12 protein-coding genes are annotated in these 13,019 nt (G+C 60.2%); 10 read left to right on the forward strand and 2 right to left on the reverse strand.

The annotated features are described in order from the left end of the window. Nucleotide 1: 1 nt before the first annotated feature. Genes ACTIEN_RS07450 through ACTIEN_RS07480 form a run of 7 tightly spaced genes read left to right on the forward strand, consistent with a single transcriptional unit; the run spans nucleotide 2 to nucleotide 7,589 of the window. On the forward strand, nucleotides 2-1,780 hold the full coding sequence (locus tag ACTIEN_RS07450; protein ID WP_439522492.1) for a GMC family oxidoreductase: 1,779 nt from the start codon (nucleotides 2-4) through the stop codon (nucleotides 1,778-1,780). Nucleotides 1,781-1,792: 12 nt separating this feature from the next. Beyond that, nucleotides 1,793-2,587 carry a c-type cytochrome gene (locus ACTIEN_RS07455; RefSeq protein WP_439522493.1) on the forward strand — a complete coding sequence of 265 codons (795 nt, stop codon included), beginning with the start codon at nucleotides 1,793-1,795 and terminating at the stop codon, nucleotides 2,585-2,587. 6 nt (nucleotides 2,588-2,593) lie between these two features. Continuing rightward, on the forward strand, nucleotides 2,594-3,115 hold the full coding sequence (locus ACTIEN_RS07460; protein WP_439522494.1) for a c-type cytochrome: 522 nt from the start codon (nucleotides 2,594-2,596) through the stop codon (nucleotides 3,113-3,115). After that, a complete protein-coding gene (locus ACTIEN_RS07465; protein ID WP_439522495.1) occupies nucleotides 3,112-4,044 on the forward strand; it encodes a cytochrome c oxidase subunit II in 933 nt (310 codons plus the stop codon). The genes ACTIEN_RS07460 and ACTIEN_RS07465 overlap by 4 nt, the downstream gene beginning before the upstream one ends. Continuing rightward, nucleotides 4,041-6,560 carry a cytochrome c oxidase subunit I gene (ctaD, locus tag ACTIEN_RS07470; protein WP_439522496.1) on the forward strand — a complete coding sequence of 840 codons (2,520 nt, stop codon included), beginning with the start codon at nucleotides 4,041-4,043 and terminating at the stop codon, nucleotides 6,558-6,560. Before ACTIEN_RS07465 ends, ctaD begins: the two co-directional genes overlap by 4 nt. Continuing rightward, on the forward strand, nucleotides 6,557-6,865 hold the full coding sequence (locus ACTIEN_RS07475) for a hypothetical protein (RefSeq protein ID WP_439522497.1): 309 nt from the start codon (nucleotides 6,557-6,559) through the stop codon (nucleotides 6,863-6,865). The genes ctaD and ACTIEN_RS07475 overlap by 4 nt, the downstream gene beginning before the upstream one ends. A gap of 1 nt (nucleotide 6,866) precedes the next feature. Then, on the forward strand, nucleotides 6,867-7,589 hold the full coding sequence (locus ACTIEN_RS07480) for a cytochrome c oxidase assembly protein (RefSeq protein WP_439522498.1): 723 nt from the start codon (nucleotides 6,867-6,869) through the stop codon (nucleotides 7,587-7,589). 59 nt (nucleotides 7,590-7,648) lie between these two features. Here the strand turns inward: ACTIEN_RS07480 and ACTIEN_RS07485 are convergent, their stop codons facing one another. Then, nucleotides 7,649-8,659, reverse strand: coding sequence for a sodium:calcium antiporter (locus ACTIEN_RS07485; RefSeq protein ID WP_439522499.1), 1,011 nt, complete (start codon nucleotides 8,657-8,659; stop codon nucleotides 7,649-7,651). Between the two features lie 177 nt (nucleotides 8,660-8,836). On the opposite strand from ACTIEN_RS07485, the gene ACTIEN_RS07490 reads away from it, so the two are divergent. After that, nucleotides 8,837-9,958, forward strand: coding sequence for an AI-2E family transporter (locus ACTIEN_RS07490; RefSeq protein WP_439522500.1), 1,122 nt, complete (start codon nucleotides 8,837-8,839; stop codon nucleotides 9,956-9,958). Between the two features lie 17 nt (nucleotides 9,959-9,975). Here the strand turns inward: ACTIEN_RS07490 and ACTIEN_RS07495 are convergent, their stop codons facing one another. After that, nucleotides 9,976-10,806 (reverse strand): ABC transporter permease, encoded by an 831-nt coding sequence (locus ACTIEN_RS07495; RefSeq protein WP_439522501.1) that lies wholly within the window; start codon nucleotides 10,804-10,806, stop codon nucleotides 9,976-9,978. 125 nt (nucleotides 10,807-10,931) lie between these two features. Here ACTIEN_RS07495 and cysQ point away from each other — a divergent pair, with 125 nt between their 5' ends. Together cysQ and ACTIEN_RS07505 are read left to right on the forward strand one after the other, a co-directional pair. Then, a complete protein-coding gene (gene cysQ, locus ACTIEN_RS07500) occupies nucleotides 10,932-11,729 on the forward strand; it encodes a 3'(2'),5'-bisphosphate nucleotidase CysQ (RefSeq protein WP_439522591.1) in 798 nt (265 codons plus the stop codon). A gap of 8 nt (nucleotides 11,730-11,737) precedes the next feature. Then, nucleotides 11,738-12,976: a glycosyltransferase family 2 protein gene (locus ACTIEN_RS07505; protein WP_439522502.1), complete on the forward strand. Its 1,239-nt coding sequence runs from the start codon at nucleotides 11,738-11,740 to the stop codon at nucleotides 12,974-12,976. Nucleotides 12,977-13,019 lie beyond the last annotated feature (43 nt).

Genomic DNA, 13,019 nt, shown 5'->3' on the forward strand with positions numbered 1-13,019 from the left:
GATGGTTACCGAATTGCCGAAAACCGATGTGGTGATCGTGGGGGCCGGCTGGACCGGGCTGGCGGCGGCTTATGAACTGGCAAATGCTGGGCAGCGGTGTGTCGTTCTGGAACGCGGCGGCTGGCGGCACAGTGCCACCAGCTTTGGCGCGCCGGAGGAACATGACGAACTGAAGTACGCCCGTCGCAAGGGACACATGGTCGATACCCCGGTCAAGACGCTCAGCTTTCGCAACACCGATGCGCAAACTGCCTTGCCTATGCGTCGGCTGGGATCATTCCTTCCCGGCAAGGGGCTGGGTGGCGCAGGCATTCACTGGAACGGCCAGCTTTGGCGGCCCTTGCCCAGCGATCTGAACATGGCGACGCATTACCGTGACACATACGGAGCGGACGTTCTGGACGGTCTGACGGTACAGGACTGGGGTGTGAGTTATGACGAACTTGAGCCGCATCTGGATTTCTTCGACAAAATCTGCGGCACTGCCGGGACCACCGGCAATCTTGACGGTGAACAGGTCAGCGGCGGCAACATCTTCGAAGGACCGCGCAGCGAGGACTATCCCAACCCACCGATGAAAAGCTCTCCGCCGCAGGAACTGTTCCGCAAGGCGGCGGCGGAAATGGGGTATCATCCGTTCCAGATGCCATCGGCGAATGTCACACGGGAATACGAAAATCCCTATGGGGCCAAGCTGCATCCCTGCACCTATTGCGGTTTTTGTGAACGCTTCGGCTGTGGCTATCTGGCCAAGGCCGATCCGATCATCTGCATCTATGACGTGCTCAAGGATCACGAGAATTTCGAGTTGCGCACCGAAACCCATGTTTTGCGCGTCGAGAAATCCGCCGATGGGGCGACCGCTACCGGCGTAACCTATATCGACGGCGACGGGCGCGAAGTGTTCCAGCCCGCCGATACGGTCTGCCTCAACGCCTATGCGCTGTGGAATGTGCATCTGATGCTGGTCAGCGGCCTGGGGACACCTTACGACCCCGCGAGCGGGCAAGGCACGGTCGGGCGGAACTACTCGTATCAGACCCTCGCCTCGGCCTCGGTCTTTTTCAACAAGGATGTCTGGTCCAATCCCTTCATGGGGGCGGGCGCGATGGGCGTGTCCATCGACGATTTCAACGGCGACAATTTCGATCACACCGATCTTGGCTTTGTCGGCGGCGGCTATATCAGCGCCACCCAGACCAACGGCCGCCCGATCAATTATCAGCCAACACCACCCGGCACTCCGTCCTGGGGGCGGGAATGGAAACAGGCGGTGCGGGACAATTACCTGCACCATATCGGGCTGACCGTACACGGATCGTCGGTGTCGGTGCCGCAGAACCATCTCGACCTCGATCCGACCTATGTGGACGATTACGGCCAGCCACTTTTGCGCATGACCTTCGATTTCCCCGAAAATGATCGCCGGATGTCGAAATATGTCCTGTCCAAGGCCGAGGAAATCGCCCGCAACATGGACCATGTGACCGAGGTGAGCACCTCCAACCGCGCCGCCGAAGGGTCAAGCTATTCGGTTGTGCCCTATCAGACCACGCACAATGTCGGCGGGGCGGTCATGGGAACCGATCCGACAACCAGCGTCGTCAACCGCTATGGCCAGATGTGGGACCATCACAACGTGTTTGTCTTCGGTGCCTGCCTGTTCCCACAGAACCTTGGTTACAACCCGACGGGACCGCTGATGGGTCTGGCCTATTGGACGCTGGATCACATGAAAAACGACTATCTCGCCAATCCCCGCCCGCTGATGGATGCCTGAAGGAGACCCGACATGAGACAGACCCAGATCACAGCTTTGGTATCGCTTCCCATCCTGCTTGGCGTGTCCTGGGCCGTCAGCGCGCAGGATTTCTCGGACGGGCCGACCATCCGGATGCTGGAGGACCGGCTGGAACAGGACGATGTTGCCTTCAACGCGACGGTGGACCGGACGCCTGACGACGATCTTCTGGAGGTTGGCCGTCTTGTTGCCATGGGTGGCGCGGAAAACGGCGGGTCGGGCATGGCCTGCATCACCTGCCACGGGGTTGACGGGCATGGCGATGGCTCGGGAGCCTTTCCTCGGCTGGACGGGCAACCGGGATGGTATCTTGATAAACAGCTTGTCGATTACACCAGCGGCGCGCGGCCCAACCAGGTCATGAGCGCCATTGCGGAACGCCTGACCGAATACGAGATGGAGGCGGTGTCGGCCTATTACGGTGCGATGCCGACCGGCACTATCCCGAAACACGGCGATGTCGAGGGCACGCGCCTGCAATGGGGTGGTCAACTGGCCGCCGTGGGATCCGCTGAAAAGGGCATTCCCGCCTGCGTCAACTGTCACGGGCCAAGCGGCACCGGGCTTGCCCCCTCGGTTCCCTACCTGGCCGGGCAATATGCCAGTTACATGGCGCTTCAGCTTGAGCTTTGGAAAGAGGGCGTGCGGGACAATGATGCGATGAACGTCATGTCGTCGATTGCCCGCAAGATGGATGAAAGCGACATGGACGCGGTGGCCGAATATTACGCCCGCGTGACGCGTGACGGTGCCGCGATCGACCCGGACATGGCCGTGACGGAGTGAGGCTACATGTCCGGAGAGGACCGTCAAAAAAGCCCCTTGGCCGCCATTGTCAGCATCTTGGTCGGCATAGGGCTTTCCGTGGGTGTCGGGTTCTGGGCGCTGGGAACGCCGGGGCATGATCCGGTTGGAAATGCCATCCTGACCGCCAGAACCGCCATGAGTGACAGTTTTGATACGCTGCGCTCCGCGCCAGAGGATGGGCATCCCGATTGGGAAGCAGCCAGCATGGTCCTGCATGACGCGGATGCGGAACGCGGAGCGTCCTTGATCGCGCAACACGGCTGTGGATCCTGTCATATCGTTCCGGGCGTGTCCCGTGCACATGGCACAGTGGGGCCAAGCCTCGCAGGGTTTCGCGACCGCGCCTATGTGGCCGGCGTCCTGCCGAACAGGCCCGGCGATCTGGTGGATTGGCTCATGCGACCATCGGTGCATTCCCCTGACACCGCCATGCCCGATCTGGGCCTGACCGAGTCCGAGGGACGCGACATGGCTGCCTATCTCTATACGCTCCGGCAAGACCGATGACGTCAACGCTCGATCAGTTCGGATCTCAAACCACCTATGCCGATGCCGGTATCGGCGCGGCGAGTACGCTGTGGTTGACCAATGGCATGACCCTCGTGGGGTTGGCCATCTTTTTCATCGTCATGAGTGCCACCTTGCTGGCGTGGCGGTCCAACGGCGGCGGGCGCAACTGGTGGATCGTCGGCGGCGGGATCGTCTTCCCGCTGGTCACTCTGGCACTCCTGACCTTCTTTTCAGCCACCACGCTGCGCGCGATCACCGGCGGAACCGGGCCGGACACCCCGGTGATCGAGGTGACGGGGCATCAATACTGGTGGGATGTGGTGCAGGACGCGGACGGGCGCGCGTTGCGTGACGCCAATGAAATCGTGTTGCCAAAAAGCGTGCCGGTCACGCTGCGGCTGCTTTCGGATGACGTGATCCATTCCTTCTGGGTGCCGTCGATCGCGGGCAAGATGGACATGATCCCCGGTCGCATCAACGAACTGACCGTCACCGCAACCAAAGAGGGTCGCTTTCGTGGGCAATGCGCCGAGTTCTGCGGCTTGTCACACCCGCTGATGGCGTTCGAGGTCGTGGTTCTTCCCGCAGATGCTTATGCCACCTATCTCGATGGGCTCGAGGACGAGGCCCGAGACGCTGTCACTCCACAGGAACGGCGCGGCAAGGAGGTGTTCCTGACCTCCGGCTGCATTGCTTGCCATGCGGTGCGCGGCGTGTCGGAAACCGGACAATTGGGGCCGGATCTGTCCCGTGTCGGGGCGCGGGCCAGTCTGGGCGCGGGGATGTGGCGCATGAACCTTGGCAACCTTGCCGGCTGGATCGCCGATGTGGGTGACATGAAACCCGGCGCAGAGATGCCGTCCTACAACCACCTGAGCGGCCCTGACCTGCGCGCCGTCGCCGTCTGGCTGGAGAGCCTGAAATGACAATGATCGACCATGGCGACACCTATTCCGGCACCCGAAAAGGCGACCCCGGCAAGTCGCTGGAAGAGATCTGGGCCACGCCCACCGGGTTTCGCCGGTTCTCGTCGGTCAGTCACCGGGTCGTCGGCAAGCGGTTCATCTATACCGGCTTTGTCTTTTTCCTGATCGCGGGTTTTCTGGCGCTTCTGGTGCGCACGCAGTTGATCGTGCCGGGGAACACGTTTCTGGACAACGAGACCTACAATCAGGTTTTCACCATGCACGGGACATTGATGATGTTCCTGTTCGCGATCCCGATCCTTGAAGGGTTCGCAATCTACCTGATCCCGATGATGCTGGGCGCGCGTGACCTGATCTTCCCGCGCCTTGGGCAGTTCAGCTATTACTGCTACCTGTTCGGCGGGATCATCGTCTTGTCATCCTTCCTGTTTGACGCGGCCCCCGATGGCGGCTGGTTCATGTATGTGCCCCTGTCCACCAACGCCTTCACGTCGGGCTTGTCGGCGGATTTCTGGCTGATCGGCATCACCTTCGCCGAGATCGCCTCGGTCACGGCGGCGGTGGAACTGATCGCCGCCATCCTCTGCGCCCGCGCGCCGGGGATGAGCCTGACCAAGATGCCGATCTTCGCATGGTACATGCTTGTCACCGCCTTCATGATCGCCATCGGCTTTCCGCCACTCATCATCGGGTCGATCCTGCTTGAGGCGAACCGCTTGCTGGGGTTGCCGTTTTTCGACCCGACGCTCGGGGGTGATCCGCTTCTGTGGCAGCACCTTTTCTGGCTGTTCGGCCATCCCGAGGTCTATATCATCTTCCTGCCCGCCGCCGGAATGGTCGCCACGATCCTGCCGACCTTTGTGGGCAAGCCGCTTTTCGGCTACGGCTTTGTGGTGGCGGCGGTGGTGTCGATGGGGTTCATCAGTTTCGGCCTCTGGGCGCACCACATGTTCACGACCGGTTTGCCGATCCTGTCGCTGTCGCTTTTCTCGGCGGCCTCGACCATGGTGGCGGTGCCGACCGGAGTGCAGATCTTTGCCTTCATTGCCACGCTGGCGCAGGGCAAGGTGCGCTTGACGACGCCGATGCTTTTCGTGCTGGGGTTCCTCTTCATCTTTGTGCTGGGCGGATTGACCGGCGTGATGCTTGCCAGTGTTCCGTTCAACTGGCAGGCGCATGACAGCTATTTCGTGGTGGCCCACCTGCATTACGTCCTGATCGGCGGCATGGTGTTTCCGCTTTTCGGCGCGTTCTACTATTGGGCGCCCAGCATCACCGGGCGGATGCTGTCGGAGCGCCTTGGCAAATGGGTGTTCTGGCTGATGTTCATTGGCTTCAACACAACATTTCTCCTGATGCACGTCACCGGATTGCGCGGGATGCCGCGTCGCATCGCCACTTATCCCGAGGGGATCGGGTGGGATCGGTTGAACCTGCTGAGTTCCCTTGGATCCTACATCCTTGCCGCCGGTGTCGCGCTTTTTGTCTTCGATTTTGTCCGCCACCTGAAACGCGGTCCTCTGGCGGGGCGCGACCCGTGGGGGGCAGGCACGATGGAGTGGCTTTATCCAACCGTTGCCGTTGGCTTCAACTTCCATGCCATTCCACCGGTCTCGAGCTGCGAACCGCTTTGGGATCATCCGCATCTTCTGGACAATCACGCGCATGAGGTGGACGGGATGCTGGCCAGGCTGAACGACGGGCGGCGCGAAACCATCGGCTGTGATCCGGTCAGCGGCACTCCAATTCAGATCCTGCGCCTGCCGCATCCGAGTTTTGTGCCGATGTTCACCGCTTTCGCCCTTGCCGTGGCCTTTGCCGCAACCCTGGCCAGCGCCTATTGGGTCGCACTGGGTGGGATTGCCGTGTCGCTGTTCGGCTTTGCGATTTGGGCATGGGAGCCGTCCGACAGCGGCGTCACCCGCGATGCCGGGCTGGGTCACGTTCTTCCCGTCAACATCGTGGAGAAACGCAGCCACATGCACATCGCGGTGGTGGGGACGATGCTGGTGCTTTACGCGCTCTTTGCCTCGTTGCTGTTTGCCATCCTGTATCTCTGGAACGTCTATCCCACATTTGCCGCCCGAACAGGCGAGCCGATGATCTTTTGGACCGTGCTGGCGGGTTTGGCGGGTGTGGTCCTGATCGGATCGGGCATGGTGAACCGCCGTGTGGCCCTCGCCGACCGGATCGGGATTGCCGTGTTCTGCAATATCGCGGTGGCCCTTGTGTCGGCGGGATCAGCGCTTTGCCTGGCTTTGGCGATTGTGGACACCGACCCTTGGGGAACCGCGCTTGGTGCAACCATGTGGGCCGTTGTCGCCTTTGTCGCAGCGAACCTGTTCGTCACCCTTTTTTGGGCGCTGTTCAATTGCGCGCGCAAGGTCGCGGGATGTGTCGGCGCGGGGCAATGCCTTCCGGATTACAACCTTGCCACCTATGCCAAGGGCACCGGGGCCATGGTCACCATCACGGCGGCGCTTTTCCTTGCCGGCGCGTTGGGAGGTTTGCAATGACCGCCCTTGGCCGACAAGTCTGGGCACTCACCATTCCGGCGCTGGCCTGGACGGTGCATTTCATCGCTGTCTATGCGCTGATTTCGGCGGCCTGTGCCCCGCGTGACCTGATCGACATGCCGATGCTGGTTTTTCTTGGGGCCGGGATTACCCTGATCTGCGGGGTGATTGCCCTTTGGCCCGCGATCCGCCCGCCTTCAGAGGACGGGTTGCGATGGGCGGTCCGTCTGGGCGCGATCATCTTCCTGCTGGCCATCCTGGCCGAGGCGCTGCCCCTTTTCTATTCCTCAAGTTGCGGAGGCTGACATGAATCCCGACGCCTATATCCCCTATTGCGGTATGCCGCCCGGTCCAAACGACTGGCTGACCCGCTGGACATTGGAGCCGGGATTGCTCATCGGGCTTGCGGTGGCGCTTGCCCTGATCCTCTGGCAGTCAAACGGTGCCGCACGGAAACACGGTCTGGGCGGTTGGGCGCTGGTGGCCGTGCTGTTTGTGTCGCCGCTCTGCGCCCTGTCGATGGCGCTGTTTTCCGCGCGTGTCGGCCAGCATCTGCTTCTGACATTGGTGGCGGCACCGCTTCTGGCCCGGATGTGGCGGTCTTACATTCCACCCACACCGATTGCGGCGCTGATCTTTGCCGCCCTGTTCTGGATTTGGCATGCGCCCGAACCTTATTCCTGGACGCTGGAATCCGATCTTGCCTACTGGTCCATGCATCTGAGCCTTCTGGCCAGCGCGGTCGCGCTTTGGGCCGGGTTGCAGCATCGCACTGCCACGCAACCGTTCGAAACCGTGCTGGTCCTTGCCGGGACAGCGTCGCAGATGACGATGCTTGCCATCCTGCTGATCTTCGCGCCATCGCCCTGGCACAGATGGCACGAGGTCGCCGCGCTGTCCTGGGGCATGACAGGCAGTTCCGATCAGGCGCTGGCCGGGGCGCTGATGTGGGTTGCGGGCGGTGTGCTGATGTCCGCCACCGTGTTGTTGCTTGCGCGGGGCTTCCTGCGCGAGTCTGCCCGCACCTGAAGCGTCATGTTTGATACCGCGCCGGTCCATCAGGTCGTTCCACCAAGGCCGCCGGGACATCAGCCCAAAATCGCCTGCACCGCGATCGCCGCCAGATAGATGGTCAGGAGCAAAAGGCTTTCCCGTCCGATCCCTGCCGGTCCCTGCTTTTCGCGGTAAAGCAGGCCAAGCATCAAGACCCCGGTCATCAGCATGGCCACCGCCAGCCAGAACAGGTCAGTACGGGCGATGGCATGGTAGATCGAACCGTCGCGATAGCCGATGTCCGAGATGGTCAAGAAAAGGGTGTCAAAGGTGTTGCCCCCGATAATCCCTCCGACGGCCAGTTGCAACGCACCCCGGCGCACGGCAGCCAAAGTGGTGACAAGTTCCGGCAAGGACGTGATCACAGCCGTGATCAACGCCCCGGCAAGTGACGCGGAGAGGCCCAGTCGGTCAATCAACTGCGCACCAAGCTGTGAAACCAACCAACCCGCGCAGCCCATGATCAGCATCAGGATCAGGAACTGCGCAACCAATCCGCGGGCAGGCTTGTCGGACTCGTCCTCCTCGTCTGCTGTGTCGTCGCGGGTTTCTGCTGTGTGAACCGGTCTCCACATCGGCGATTGGCGCAGGCGTGACGTGGCCACCACGCCAAAGCCGTAGACAATCACCAATATCAATGACGCGGGATGAATACCCAAGACGGCGATCTCGGGCGCTGCATAGGCGGCGAAGGGGACTGACAAGAGAAGCAGAAGCAGACCGCATTGGAACACGTTGGCAAGCTCTGCCGCCGCATGTTCAAGGTTGGCGCGCCGGTAGAGCAGGTCTGCAATGGCCAGGAACGCCGTCTGCGCGGCGATGCCGCCGATGCCATTTGAAAACGCCAGGGAGGCCCGCCCGTCCAGTGCTGCAGTCAGCGACACGATGGTGCCTGAAAACGATGTCGCCGCTCCTAGAAGTACGCCACCGATGAGCGCCTCACCCAATCCTGTGCGGTCGGCAATGCGGTCGGCCAGTGCGGTCATCCGGAGTCCGGAGACCATGATGACCAAGGCGGTCACGCCACCGAGGGCGAAAAGAAGCACAAGAGACCACTCGGCGAACATACAGGTCAACGCTCACCACTGCGTTTGCGTTCACCGCAAGACCAAAAAAATTCCAAAGGCGCGCAGAGACGACACAGGCGTGCCAGTCCGGAACCGAGCGGCAAAGCTTCGCGTTTAGCCAGCACTGTTCCAGCCATTCCGCGAGCACCGCACAAGATGCCAGACACGCCCCAGAAAGATTGGCCTGATGCCTCAAGACTCCGGATCGCCCTTTGGTTCCTGGGGTTGCTGCTTGCGATCGTTTTGATTTTCGTGATGCGGATTGCTGGAATTGTCCTCGTGCCGATTGTGTTCGCTGTCCTGATCACCCTCTTGGTCGCGCCGCTTGATCGTTGTCTGAAAAGACTCCTGCCGGGTTGGCTGGCGTGGGGCGCACATCTGCTGGTGATGCTTGTCCTGATTGCGTCACTGACCCTGTTGTTCGGCGCACTTTATTTCGCCGCACAGCAGGCTATCGAAGCCCTGCCCGCCATTTCCGACGAAATTGACGCGCTGGTTCCGGGCCAGGGAGCTGATGACAGGGAGCAAACCAGCGAGTTGGTCCACACCCTGCGCGAGGTTTGGGGCAGTGCCGGAAGCCGGTTGGGCGAATGGCTGGTCGGCAAGGCTACGTCGATTGCAACCGGAGCCGCGACGATGACCGGAGCCTTCCTGTCGGCTTTGCTGATCGTGTTCTTCATCGTGATGCTGGCGCTGACGGAATTGCCGCGTTGGTCGGCAAAGACGGCAGACCTGTTGTCACCACGGGATTTGAAAGCCTGGGACACCATGAAAGATGTGATCGCGATGCGACTGCGGCGTTTCCTTTTGGTGCGGACCGGTATCGGCCTCATTCAGGCGGCACTGTATGCTGGGTGGCTGGCACTCTTTGGTCTTGATCTTCTGGTCGTCTGGGCGGTGCTGACCTTTGTCCTGACTTATATTCCCAATCTCGGCTCGCTGATTTCAGGCATCCTGCCGGTGCTATACGCCTTTCTCGCGCTTGACCCGGTCACCGCATTCTGGGTCGGCGTCGGCATCTTTGCCATCGAACAGGTGGTAGGCAATCTGATCGACCCGCTGTTGCAAGGGCATCAGATCGTCCTTTCGCCGACGGTCATCCTTGTGTCGTTGCTGTTCTGGGGGTGGCTTTGGGGAGTCGCCGGGGCGTTTCTGTCCACGCCAATGATGCTGTGTCTGCTGGTGGCATGTCTTCACGTCCCTGCGCTGCGCCCGGTTTCCCTGTTCCTGAGCAATCAGGACGATCTTGAAAGCCTTGATGCAGCATTGGGCCGATGAGGCGCGTTGAGCGCTGATCAGCGGCGCGCGGACCACGATGCCGAAGCGTGTTTGCGGGTATAGAATTCCCCCATCAGCCCGATCATGAGAAGCGTCAGCGACAGATACATCACATATTCCCAATTCGAATTGCGCGGCACATAGTTGACGAACGCAAAACCGCGGGCCTGATCAATCGTGTGAAACAACGGGTTCCAATCGAACAGCGACACCATGAAAGACGGCAGGGAATTTGCCACAAACATCTTGCCCGACGCGATCATGTTCGCCCGCTTGTAAAGGGTGGACACTGTGCTGGTGAAGCCCGGAAACCAGGGTTTCATAGCGAGAAACACCATGCCGACCGCTCCACCGGAGAACCAGGACAGCAAAAGCATGCCCATGACCTTGGGCGGGTCCACGATCTCTTGCAGGACATAAGGGTTCATTGCCACGTCGTAGACGAACAGGATGAAGAACATCGCGAGCACTTGGATGTAAAGCGTGGACAACATGCCGGACACGATCGAGATAAACGTGTTCATCGGTGCGTGTTGCATCATCGGGCTGGATGGCCCCTCGCTTCCCAAAACCGCGCCGACAGCCTTGTTGTGGGTCATGAACAGGAAAATGCCCGTCAAAAGGAAAATGACGAAATCACCCCGCAGGGCGAGTCCCTTGACCCCCATGATGGTGAACATGACAAAGAAAAAGAGAACGAACATCAGCGATTGAAACACGCTCATCGCGATGGACATGAACGCGTTGCCATGCGTCTTGCGGATGGCGCGAACAGTGTTGTGAAAGATGAGTTCAGCAATATTTACGGCCGAATCCATCCGGTTCGTTGGAGCCGATTTCTGGAACATCTGCTTCTGCCTTTGCCTCAGCCCGCGTTTTTACGTCAGTTGGTCTGACTGTTGTTGCGGACATGTGTTAAGCGGATGATAAGAGAGAAGCGCTTTCAAATCAATCGACGTGAGGACAGATGGCGATAGACTATGATGCACTGATGCACACGATGCGTCGTCTTGCGCTTGAGGCAGGCGACAAGATCATGGAAATCTACCATGCCGATGACTTTGACGTGCGCTCAAAATCGGACGACAGCCCGGTGACGGCCGCGGATGAAGCGGCGGATGCGCTGATCTCCAAAGGATTGCGGGCGGAATTTCCGGGCATTGCGTTGGTGACGGAAGAACAATCTGACACGCATGATCTTGACGTGCGCGATTTCCTGATCGTCGATCCGCTTGATGGAACCAAGGAATTCATTCACCGTCGCGGCGACTTTACCGTGAACATCGCATTGGTGGAAAACGGTGTTCCGACGCGTGGCGTGGTCTATGCCCCTGCCAAGGACCGGCTGTTTTATACAGACGCGTCTGGCCAGAGCATTGAGGAAACCGGCAGTTTTGCCAAAGACAGTGTCGGCGCGACCAACCCGATCCATGTCTCCAAACCGGACAGCGATGCGCTGATGGTGGTGGCGTCGAAATCGCACCGCGACCAGGCGACGGATGATTACATCAACCGCTACGCCGTCAAGGACAGCAAAAGCGCGGGCTCATCGCTCAAGTTCTGTCTGGTGGCGACCGGTGAGGCGGATTTCTATCCGCGGTTGGGACGCACGATGGAATGGGACACTGCTGCGGGCCACGCGGTTCTGAACGGTGCGGGTGGGCAGGTCTTGCGGTTGGATGATCTGCAAACGCTGAGCTACGGGAAGCCGACATTTGCCAATCCCTTCTTTGTTGCAACGGCACCGGGCATCGACCTCGCGCCTGTCTGACCTTGGCAATGGCGCATATTCCGATCAGCGTCATTGTCGTCAGCCGGAACCGACCTGTCTGGTTAAAGCGGTGCCTGCGGGCCATCGCGCAACTGGACTATCCGCGATTTGAGACAATCGTCGTGGCCTGTCCTGCCGGTGCGCGCGTTGCACGGGAATTGGGCATGGATCGGGTCTGCGACTGTGACGTCGCCAATATCTCGACTGCGCGCAATATCGGCGTGTCGGCTGCGCGCGGCGACGTGATCGCCTTTATCGACGATGATGCCGTGCCGGAACCGACATGGCTTGGACATCTTTCAGAGGTCTTCACCGATCCGCGGGTGATGCAGGCTGGTGGAACCACGCTTGGCCGCAATGGCCTGTCGCTTCAGCACGGCGCGGCGCGGGTGGATGCAACCGGGCAATCCTGTCGGGTTGCAGCGACAGGGCCAGACCCCGTCGCCATCACATCTGTGGAGGATCAGCATCCCCGCCTGCATGGAACCAATATGGCACTTCGTCGGCAGGTCATTCAGGACCATGGCGGGTTTGATGAGCGGTTTGCCTTTTACCTGGATGAGACCGACCTGACGTTTCGGATTTCGCGGCAGGGTGGCCAAACCCTTTTTGTGCCGCGCGCCGTGGTGCATCACGGATCTGGCCCAAGCGATTTCCGCGATGGTGCCCGCACGCCGCGCAGCGTGTCCGAGATTGCCGCCTCTGCCGCTGTCTTTCACGCGAAACATTGCGTGCAGCCTGCGCGAGATCAGGCACGGCAGGCGTTCCTGGCGGACCGGCGCACTTGGCTGTTGCGGCATATGCAGATCGGGTCACTGACACCGGATGACGTGACCAGATTGATCCGTGAATTGCATGAAGGCTACGCCGAAGGACTGACAAGAACGTCCCCGCCAGAACCAGAATGGGCATCGCAGAACGCCACAATCGAGGCGGTCCATTTCGGGAACCAGACAGACATCTACCTCGTCAAGCGTCACCGCACCGATACGAAGATCCTGAACAAAGCCAAAACGATGGTTGCGCAAGGACATCGCGTCACCGTGTTCGATTACAGGCCCGATGCCCGATATCATTGCGTGGCATTCACTGACGATGGGTACTGGCTCCACACTGGTGGTATCTTTGGCCGGGAAGACCGGGCCGAACCCTTGTTGCAAAAAAGCACCCGGCAGAAGCGTATTCACCGCACTCTGGAACGGCTTGCTGGAATTCGCTCAAAAAAATGGCTGCTGTGTGGAGATTAAGCAAAAGTTGGTAAAAGGCCGCAATAATTCCCCAGTTAAGTCA

This window comes from Marivita sp., from assembly GCF_051859345.1.
In the GTDB taxonomy this organism is placed as follows: domain Bacteria; phylum Pseudomonadota; class Alphaproteobacteria; order Rhodobacterales; family Rhodobacteraceae; genus Marivita.

What these genes read in the sequence shown, in the direction of transcription:
- ACTIEN_RS07455 (WP_439522493.1), top strand. Translation starts at nt 1,793, where the DNA reads ATGAGACAGACCCAGATCACAGCTTTGGTATCGCTTCCCATCCTGCTT.
- ACTIEN_RS07505 (WP_439522502.1), top strand. Translation starts at nt 11,738, where the DNA reads ATGGCGCATATTCCGATCAGCGTCATTGTCGTCAGCCGGAACCGACCT.
- ACTIEN_RS07480 (WP_439522498.1), top strand. Translation starts at nt 6,867, where the DNA reads ATGAATCCCGACGCCTATATCCCCTATTGCGGTATGCCGCCCGGTCCA.
- ctaD (WP_439522496.1), top strand. Translation starts at nt 4,041, where the DNA reads ATGACAATGATCGACCATGGCGACACCTATTCCGGCACCCGAAAAGGC.
- ACTIEN_RS07450 (WP_439522492.1), top strand. Translation starts at nt 2, where the DNA reads ATGGTTACCGAATTGCCGAAAACCGATGTGGTGATCGTGGGGGCCGGC.
- ACTIEN_RS07460 (WP_439522494.1), top strand. Translation starts at nt 2,594, where the DNA reads ATGTCCGGAGAGGACCGTCAAAAAAGCCCCTTGGCCGCCATTGTCAGC.
- ACTIEN_RS07490 (WP_439522500.1), top strand. Translation starts at nt 8,837, where the DNA reads ATGCCAGACACGCCCCAGAAAGATTGGCCTGATGCCTCAAGACTCCGG.
- ACTIEN_RS07495 (WP_439522501.1), bottom strand. Translation starts at nt 10,806, where the DNA reads ATGTTCCAGAAATCGGCTCCAACGAACCGGATGGATTCGGCCGTAAAT.
- ACTIEN_RS07465 (WP_439522495.1), top strand. Translation starts at nt 3,112, where the DNA reads ATGACGTCAACGCTCGATCAGTTCGGATCTCAAACCACCTATGCCGAT.
- ACTIEN_RS07475 (WP_439522497.1), top strand. Translation starts at nt 6,557, where the DNA reads ATGACCGCCCTTGGCCGACAAGTCTGGGCACTCACCATTCCGGCGCTG.